The following is a 5,364-nucleotide window of genomic DNA, read 5'->3' on the forward strand; positions in this document are numbered from 1 at the left end:
CCCGGCGGTCACCGCCGGCACCGCTCCGGCGCGGCTGCATCTGCGGGTCGAACGCCAGACGCTGAGCCGGCTGCCGGAGAGCGGGGCCGTGCTGTTCACGATCCGCACCCGGCAGGCGGCGCTGGCCGAGGTGATGGCGGTGCCGGGCGCCGCGGCGGCGCTGGCCGAGGCTGTGCGCGGGCTGCCCGAAACTGTGGCGGCCTATCGCGGCATCGCCCCGTTCCGTGCCGCCCTGCTCGCCGCGCTGGACCGGGTTGCCCCGCCGCGCTAGAGCAAGGCCCGGCCGGCGGGGCCGGAATGCCCGCGTTGTCAGACGGATAGAGCCTGCTGCCCGGAACGGGCGGCGTGGCTGCGGGCCGAGCGGAAAGGAAAAGCGGCATGAGTGAGGGCGATCTCGACCTGTTGCGGCGCATGTTCGCGGCGGCGGTAGACGCTGCCGCGCCCTCGCGCTGCGTGCCGCCGCATCTGCCGCCGCCGCCGAAGGGGCGGACCGTGGTGATCGGCGCCGGCAAGGCGGCGGCGGCGATGGCCGAGGCGGTCGAGGCGCACTGGCCGGACGAAGCGCCGATGTCCGGCCTCGTGGTCACCCGCTACGGGCATGGGAGCAAAAAGCCGCTCGGGCGGATCGAGGTGGTCGAGGCATCGCACCCGGTGCCGGACGCGGCCGGGCAGGCGGCGGCGGCGCGCATCCTCGCGATGGTGCGGGGGCTGACCGCGGACGATCTGGTTCTCGTGCTGATGTCCGGCGGCGCCTCTTCGCTGCTGGCGCTGCCGGCGCCGGGGATTTCGCTGGCCGACAAGCAGGCGGTGAACCGCGCCCTGCTGAAGAGCGGTGCGAACATCCAGGCGATGAACTGCGTGCGCAAGCATCTCTCGGCGATCAAGGGCGGGCGGCTCGCCGCCGCGGCGGCGCCGGCGGCGATCGTGACCCTGATGATTTCCGACGTGCCGGGCGACGATCCCTCGGTGATCGGCTCGGGGCCGACCGTGCCGGACGCGACCACGGCGGAGGATGCGCGGGCGATCCTGCGCCGCGCCGGGATCGCGGTGCCGGAACCGGTTGCCGCGTGGCTGGCGCGGCCGGAGGCGGAGACGCCGAAGCCCGGCGATCCGGCCTTTGCCCGCGCCCGCGAAATCATGATCGCCACCCCCTTCGCCTCGCTGGAGGCGGCGGCCGCGGTCGCCCGCGCGGCCGGGGTGACGCCGCTGATCCTCGGCGATGCGATCGAGGGCGAGGCGCGCGAGGTGGCGGCGGTGATGGCCGGAATGGCGCGGAGCTGTGCCGCGCATGGCGCGCCGCTCGCCCCGCCCTGTGTGCTGGTTTCGGGCGGGGAGACGACGGTGACGGTGCGCGGCGGTGGGCGCGGCGGGCGGAATCTGGAGTTCCTCGCCGGTCTCGCGGTCGCCCTCGGCGGGGCGCCGGGGATTCACGCCATTGCCGGGGATACCGACGGGATCGACGGCACCGAGGACAATGCCGGAGCCGTGCTGGCGCCGGACACGCTGGCCCGCGCCCGGGCGATCGGCCTCGATCCCGCGTCATGCCTCGCCGACAATGACGGCTACGGGCTGTTCGCCCCGCTCGGCGATCTCGTGGTGACCGGGCCGACCCGCACCAATGTCAACGATTTCCGGGCGATCCTGATCCGCTGAGTGTTTTTTCTCCGGCGAGGGCGAGCGGGCTCTGGGCGATGCCCGCCGCCGCACCTTTCGGGCCACAGATCGTCGCGGCGAGCGGGAGGGTCGTCTCGCCGCCTGGCCAGGCGATGCGCAATGCGGCCACCTTCATGCAGGCATTGCGGGTGTAGACCGGATCGGCCACCCAGCGCAGCGCGGTCGTCGCCGCAGCGCCCGCCTCAAGGCGGACCGGCAGCACCACGGGGCCGGGGTGCATCCCGACGGGCGGGCGGCGGACGACCGGAAGCTCGTGATCCGCGGCATCGAGAAAGACGAGGCGCGGCAGGCCGGGCAGGGTGCAGGGCGCCGGCCCCGGATTGCGCAGCACCACTAGCGTGCCGGAATGCGACATGCCGTCGAACGCGCCGCCTTCGGAATCGGTGCGTGCCACGATCCGCGCGCCGGAGCAGACCGTCACCGCCGCCGGCCGCGCGCAGCCCGCCACCAGCAAGGGCAGGGCGAGTCCGGCGGCGGCTCTCATTTCGGCTCGTAGCCAGGCTTCTTGTAGAGCGTCTCCGCCCTGGAGCGAATGTCCGGCTCGAAAACTTTCTCGTTCCAGTGCTCGGGATCGACGTCTTCGATACTGACCGACACCGCAGCCTCGCTGCTCCCCGCCGAGGCCATCACCGCCTGCGCGACCGCCTCGGCGATCTGGTGCTTCTGCGCCTCGCTGCGGCCGGCATAGAGCTTGATAATGACATGAGGCATGGCGCGGGTCCTTCTCTGGAGGGCGATCAGCCTACACCAGCCCGTCAGGTGCGGGCAGGGGGGAGTGGACCGGTGGAATGATATAACATATCATTTCTGCCGAAGGGTCGCAGGAGGACCGGGGGATATGGCGAAACGGCGGGGACTTCTGGCCGGGCTGGTGGCTGCGCCGTGGATCGCCCGCGCCGCCGGTCGCATCCCGGCGGTGGGGATCGAGAGCCAGTATGCCGACGTGATCGCCGCGATCGGTGGCGACCGGGTCGAGGTTGCCGCCATCGAGACCAATCCGAACGCCGATCCGCACGGCTTCGAGGCGAGCCCGGCGGTGGCGCGGCGAATCGCCGCAGCGCGGCTCGTGGTGCTCAACGGGCTTGGTTACGATTCCTGGGCGCGGCGGATCATCCGCGCGACGGCGGGCAGCGCGCGGGGGCGGCATGTGATCGCCGCACAGGACGTGCTCGGCCTGCCGGATGCGACGCGCAACCCGCACATCTGGTACGATCCGGCGGCGATGCCGAAAGTGGCGGCGGCGATCGCGCAGGCGCTGGCGGCGATCGACCCGGCGGGGGCTTCCGTCTATCGGCGGAACCTCGCCGCGTTCGAGGCCTCGCTCGCCCCGTGGCGGGCGGCGATCGGCGCGTTCCGGGCGCAGCATGCCGGCATCCGCGCGGCGGTGACCGAACCGGTGGGCAATGACCTGTTCCGGGCGATGGGCATCGCGGTCGCCACACCCTGGAGCCTGCAGGCGGCGGTGATGAACGGCACCGATCCCGCGCCGCAGGACATCGCCGCGCAGGAGAAGCTGCTGCGCCGGCGGGAAGTGTCGTTTCTCGGCTATAACCGGCAGGTGATCGGCCCGCTGACGCGGGCGATGCTCGATGCCGCGCGGGCGGCTCAGGTGCCGGTGGTCGCGCTGTATGAGACGATGCCGGCGGGGTACCATTTCGGCGGCTGGATGCTGGCGGAGACCGCGGCAGTGACCGGGGCGGTTGCGCATGGCACCTCCACCAGCGCGCTCGTGGCTGGCGAGGTGAGGGGGGCGAGGTGAGCGGGGACGCGCTCGCGCTGGAGGGTGTCGCGGTCGGCCATGGCGGGCGGGCGGTGTTGTCCGGCGTGGGGTTCAGCCTCGCGCCGGGGAGTTTCGCCGGGCTGATCGGGCCGAACGGCTCGGGCAAGACGACGCTGCTGCGTGCGATCCTCGGCCTCGTGCCGCTGCTGGACGGGCGCGTGGCGATCGGCGGACGCGGGCAGGTGGGTTATGTGCCGCAGAGCATCGCGCTCGACCGGTTCATGCCGGTGCGCGCGCGCGACGTGATCGCGCTCGGGCTAGACGGGCACCGGCTCGGCATTCCGCTGCCCTCGCGCCGCCGCCGCGCGCTGGTGGATGAGATGATCGACGCGGTGGGTGCTACCGGCTTCGCCGATCGCAGGGTGGGCGACCTCTCGGGCGGGCAGCAGCAGCGGGTGATGATCGCCCATGCGCTGATCCGCCGCCCCGACGTGCTGCTGCTCGACGAGCCGCTGGCCAGTCTCGATCTGCGCAGTACCGCCGAGGTGGTGTCACTCCTCGCCCGTCTCGCCCGCGAGGCGAAGGTGGCGGTGCTGATGTCGGCGCATGACATGAACCCGCTGCTGCCGGCGATGGACCGCATCGTCTATGTCGCCGAGGGGCGCGCGGTGGCCGGCACGGTGGCGGAGGTGGTGCGCGGCGCGGTGCTGAGCGCGCTGTATGGCGCGCATATCGACGTGCTGCGCGTGCATGGGAGGGTGCTGGTGGTTGCCGCCGGCGGCGGGCCGCACGACCATGACCATGATCACGCGCATGGCGAGGATGCGATGCATGTCGTACGCATTCCCTAAGGGCTGCTCATGAGCGCGGTGGGGTTGTCCGCCCTCGGGCCGGTCGGCGTGGCGCTGGCGGTGAGTTTTGCCGCCGCCCTGGTGTCCGCCGTGGTCGGCGTGTTTACCGTGCTGCGGGGGCAGGCCTTCGCCGGGCATGCGCTGGGCGATATTTCCGGCGCGGGTGGGGCGGCGGCGCTGCTGTTCGGCATCCGCCCGCTCGCCGGCTTCGTGGCGATGGCGCTGGCCGGGGCGGCGGCGATGGCGCTGGCCGGCGGGCGGCGGATCGCCGAGCGGGATCTGGCGAGCGGCGTGGTGCTGGGCGCCGGACTCGGGCTTGCGGCGCTGTTCCTGTATCTCGACGCGACGATGAGCGGCGCCGGCGGTGCGGCGAGCACTGTGATGTTCGGCTCGATGTTCGCGATCCCGCCGGGGATGGTGCTGCCGGCCGCCCTCTGCGCGGCGGCGGCGCTGGCGGCGATGGCCGCCCTGGCGCGGCCGCTGGCGCTGATCGCGATCGGCCCCGATCTCGCGGCGAGCCGGGGGGTTCGGGTGCAGCTCGTCGGGTTCGCGCATCTCGCCGTGCTGGCGCTGGCGGTGGGGCTCGCGGCGATGAGTGTGGGGGCGGTGCTGGCGACCGCGCTGCTGATCGGCCCGGCTTCGGCGGGGCTGCGGGCGGCGCGCACCCTGCCGGGGGCGGTGGCGCTGGCGGCGGCGATCGGCATCGGCGCGAGCTGGGGCGGAATCGCGCTGGCCTATGAAAGTTACGGCTGGGGCGGGCGGCATGGCTGGCCGGTGAGTTTCTTCGTGGTGGCGCTGGTCGTCGTTGCCTATGCCGCCGCGGGGCTCGTCGCGCGGGCGCGGCGCTGAGATGTTTTCCGCCTTCATGCTCAACGCCTGGGCGGCGGGCCTCATCGTCGCGGTCACGGCGGGGGTCGTGGGGTTTTTCGTGGTGCTGCGCGGCGCCTCCTTCGCCGCCCATGCGCTGCCGCTCGGCACGTTTCCGGGGGCGGCGGCGGCGGTGCTGCTCGGCATCGCGCCCTCCGCCGGGGTTGCGGGGTTCGGGCTCGCCGGCGTGGTCGCGATCTGGGCGCTCGGTCGGCGCGGCCGGCCCGAGGTGGCGACGGCGCTGACTTTGGT

General features: G+C 73.3%; 8 protein-coding genes. 6 read left to right on the top strand and 2 right to left on the bottom strand.

Annotated elements, in window-relative coordinates; all coding sequences use genetic code 11:
* Together APM_RS08015 and APM_RS08020 are read left to right on the top strand one after the other, a co-directional pair.
* The coding region (locus APM_RS08015; RefSeq protein WP_007422862.1) for a heme-dependent oxidative N-demethylase subunit alpha family protein at window positions 1-271 on the top strand (271 nt) is incomplete at its 5' end.
* A 107-nt stretch (window positions 272-378) separates the two neighbouring features.
* Window positions 379-1,653, top strand: coding sequence for a glycerate kinase (locus tag APM_RS08020; RefSeq protein WP_007422863.1), 1,275 nt, complete (start codon window positions 379-381; stop codon window positions 1,651-1,653).
* On the opposite strand, the gene APM_RS08025 is transcribed toward APM_RS08020, so the two are convergent.
* Both APM_RS08025 and APM_RS08030 read right to left on the bottom strand, forming a co-directional pair.
* Complete coding sequence (locus APM_RS08025; RefSeq protein ID WP_007422864.1) at window positions 1,622-2,158, bottom strand: DUF4232 domain-containing protein; 537 nt, start codon at window positions 2,156-2,158, stop codon at window positions 1,622-1,624. The genes APM_RS08020 and APM_RS08025 overlap by 32 nt on opposite strands.
* Window positions 2,155-2,385 carry a tautomerase family protein gene (locus APM_RS08030; RefSeq protein ID WP_007422865.1) on the bottom strand — a complete coding sequence of 77 codons (231 nt, stop codon included), beginning with the start codon at window positions 2,383-2,385 and terminating at the stop codon, window positions 2,155-2,157. Before APM_RS08030 ends, APM_RS08025 begins: the two co-directional genes overlap by 4 nt.
* A 127-nt stretch (window positions 2,386-2,512) precedes the next feature.
* On the opposite strand from APM_RS08030, the gene APM_RS08035 reads away from it, so the two are divergent.
* The 4 genes from APM_RS08035 to APM_RS08050 all read left to right on the top strand — a co-directional run.
* Entirely contained in the window at window positions 2,513-3,433 is a 921-nt protein-coding gene (locus tag APM_RS08035) for a metal ABC transporter solute-binding protein, Zn/Mn family (RefSeq protein ID WP_007422866.1), read from the top strand.
* The gene (locus APM_RS08040) at window positions 3,430-4,245 is read left to right on the top strand and encodes a metal ABC transporter ATP-binding protein (protein ID WP_007422867.1); all 816 of its coding nucleotides are present in this window, start codon (window positions 3,430-3,432) and stop codon (window positions 4,243-4,245) included. Before APM_RS08035 ends, APM_RS08040 begins: the two co-directional genes overlap by 4 nt.
* A gap of 9 nt (window positions 4,246-4,254) precedes the next feature.
* Window positions 4,255-5,094 carry a metal ABC transporter permease gene (locus tag APM_RS08045; RefSeq protein ID WP_039888084.1) on the top strand — a complete coding sequence of 280 codons (840 nt, stop codon included), beginning with the start codon at window positions 4,255-4,257 and terminating at the stop codon, window positions 5,092-5,094.
* A 1-nt stretch (window position 5,095) separates the two neighbouring features.
* Window positions 5,096-5,364, top strand: a 269-nt coding sequence (locus tag APM_RS08050; protein ID WP_007422869.1) for a metal ABC transporter permease, incomplete at its 3' end; no start/stop codon positions are given.

This window comes from Acidiphilium sp. PM (assembly GCF_000219295.1).
In the GTDB taxonomy this organism is placed as follows: Bacteria; Pseudomonadota; Alphaproteobacteria; order Acetobacterales; family Acetobacteraceae; genus Acidiphilium; species Acidiphilium multivorum.